Source organism: Ruegeria sp. CDSA079, assembly GCF_059612245.1.
In genome coordinates, this window is the sequence record NZ_JBXWQF010000052.1 from 1 (window position 1) to 2,744 (window position 2,744).

Consider the following 2,744-nt stretch of genomic DNA (forward strand, 5'->3'; position numbering starts at 1 on the left):
TGGCTGATCCCTCCCTTTAGGAAGAATTGAATCAGCAACTTACCAACCGATCAAGCCCGAGTTTTTCAACAAAATATCCGCACAGCGGGCCTCCACCCCATTCTTCACCTCTCAAACACCTACAACACCTCGCGCCCCTCTTTCCCCGGACCACATCACCTGCCATAATGGGAGAAACTCAAAAACAAGAGCAGCACCCATGCCCGACGATCTGTTGACGCCCGAAGCGACCAATACCTATGACGCCTCCTCGATCGAGGTGCTGGAAGGGCTGGAACCGGTCCGCAAACGTCCCGGCATGTATATTGGTGGCACGGACGAGCGGGCGTTGCACCACATGGTGGCCGAAATCCTCGACAACTCGATGGATGAGGCCGTCGCGGGCCATGCCAACCGGATCGAGGTTGAGCTGCACGCCGATTATGCCCTTACGGTGCGCGACAACGGACGGGGTATTCCAATCGACCCGCACCCCAAGTTTCCGGGCAAATCGGCGCTTGAGGTGATCCTGTGCACCTTGCACGCGGGCGGTAAGTTTTCGGGCAAGGCCTATCAGACCTCGGGCGGTCTGCACGGTGTGGGTGCGTCCGTGGTGAATGCTCTGTCGGATTCGATGGTCGTGCAGGTGGCACGCGACAAGCAATTGTTCGAACAGCGGTTCTCGCGCGGCGTTCCGCTGGGTCCTGTGGAAAAGGTCGGCGCGGCCCCCAATCGGCGCGGTACAACAGTGACCTTCCACGCAGATGCGGACATCTTCGGCCACCATCGTTTCAAACCGGCGCGGCTGTTCAAATCGATCCGGTCCAAGGCTTACCTGTTCTCGGGCGTCGAAATCCGCTGGAAATCCGCCATCGACGACGGTGAAACCCCGACCGAAGCCACGTTTCATTTCCCCGGCGGCCTGTCGGATTACCTGAAAGAGACGATGAACGGATCGTCCACCTATGCCGAGCAGCCCTTTGCCGGCACCGTGGATTTCAACGAAAAATTCGGCGCCCCCGGCAAGGTGGAATGGGCGATCAACTGGACCCCTTCGCGCGACGGGTTCATCCAGTCCTACTGTAACACCGTCCCCACGCCCGAAGGCGGCACTCATGTGGCGGGCTTCTGGGCCGCGGTCCTCAAAGGGATCAAGGCTTATGGCGAATTGATCAACAACAAGAAGGCCGCGCAGATTAACCGCGACGACCTGATCACCGGTGGTTGCGCGCTGGTGTCGTGCTTTATCTCTGAACCGGAATTCGTGGGCCAAACCAAAGACCGTCTGGCCACGGTCGAAGCGCAGCGGCTGGTCGAGAACTCTGTCCGCGACCATTTCGACAACTGGCTGGCCGCGGACAATAAATCCGCCGGCGCGATCCTGGACTTCCTCATCCTGAGGTCAGAGGAACGCCTGCGCCGACGGGCCGAGAAGGAAACACAACGCAAGTCCGCCACTAAGAAACTTCGTCTCCCCGGCAAGTTGGTGGACTGTTCTAGTTCAACACGGGACGGCACGGAATTATTCATCGTCGAGGGCGATTCTGCGGGCGGCTCGGCCAAGATGGGCCGGAACCGCAAAACACAGGCCCTGCTGCCCCTGCGCGGCAAGATCCTGAACGTGCTGGGTGCGGCCAGTTCGAAACTGGGCACCAACGCCGAAATCAGTGACCTGACGCAGGCGTTGGGTGTGGGGCTTGGCACCAAATTCAACGTCGACGACCTGCGCTATGACAAGATCATCATCATGACCGACGCGGATGTGGACGGGGCACATATCGCGGCACTGCTGATGACGTTCTTCTTCACCCAGATGCGCCCGATGATCGACGCGGGCCACCTGTATCTGGCCTGCCCGCCTTTGTACCGCCTCACCCAAGGGGCCAAGCGCGTCTATTGCCTGGACGAGGCCGAACGGGATGAATGGCTTGAGAAAGGTCTGGGCGGCAAGGGCAAGATCGACGTTTCCCGCTTCAAGGGTCTGGGCGAGATGGACGCCAAGGACCTGAAAGAGACTACGATGGACCCCGCATCCCGGAAATTGATCCGGGTCACCATCGACGAGGACGAACCCGGAGAGACCGGCGACCTTGTCGAGCGTCTGATGGGTAAGAAGCCCGAACTGCGGTTCCAATACATTCAGGAGAACGCGCGGTTTGTGGAGGAGTTGGATGTTTGAGACTACGCTAGCTCGGTTAGTATCAAATCAACCCACGAGTCGTTGTAGGTGTGAGCTTTAAACGTTGGATTGTAGTAGCAGTAGTCTAGGTTAGTTTTGTCTGGCTTTTTGGATTTACCATCAGGCCTAACTCCGTGTTTTTTCCACATCTGCGTATGCTGGTATTGATTAAAGTGCTTGCCAGACTTTTGTTTGGCCTTCTGGATTACCTGATCTGGCTTGTAAGGGTGCGTAATCGCTGACGGTTTGTGTTTTACGAGAACGTTAGCGATCTCTTTGCCTTCCTTTGTTTTCGGAGAAAAAAACTGGAAGGCTGCTTTCGACTTGGAACTTTCTACCGTTGTGTAGACGACAGAAAACTGAAACTCCAAATCATCTTTTTGCTCTTCGGACATGCCACTGAAAATTTCAGCATTTATAGACTTTATTTTAGCTGGTAGCTCGGACTGGGCCAGCTGGTTGACCTGACCGATCGACAAGCCGGAGAACTGTAGCGCAAAAGTTATCTCGCTAGGCTCAGGACTCATAGCCAATAGATGACGAGTGCGGCGAGTGCGATGGCTGACAGGAAGACTTTCGGGCATCT

Annotated in this window: 2 protein-coding genes; one reads left to right on the forward strand and one right to left on the reverse strand. The window is 56.6% G+C overall.

The genetic code is table 11. The features are described 5' to 3' along the window. Window positions 1-199: 199 nt before the first annotated feature. Window positions 200-2,158 carry a DNA topoisomerase IV subunit B gene (parE, locus tag AC2FJZ_RS22265; protein ID WP_050602012.1) on the forward strand — a complete coding sequence of 653 codons (1,959 nt, stop codon included), beginning with the start codon at window positions 200-202 and terminating at the stop codon, window positions 2,156-2,158. Between the two features lie 2 nt (window positions 2,159-2,160). On the opposite strand, the gene AC2FJZ_RS22270 is transcribed toward parE, so the two are convergent. Next, a partial coding sequence (locus AC2FJZ_RS22270; protein WP_496780408.1) for a hypothetical protein occupies window positions 2,161-2,744 on the reverse strand: 584 nt, incomplete at its 5' end.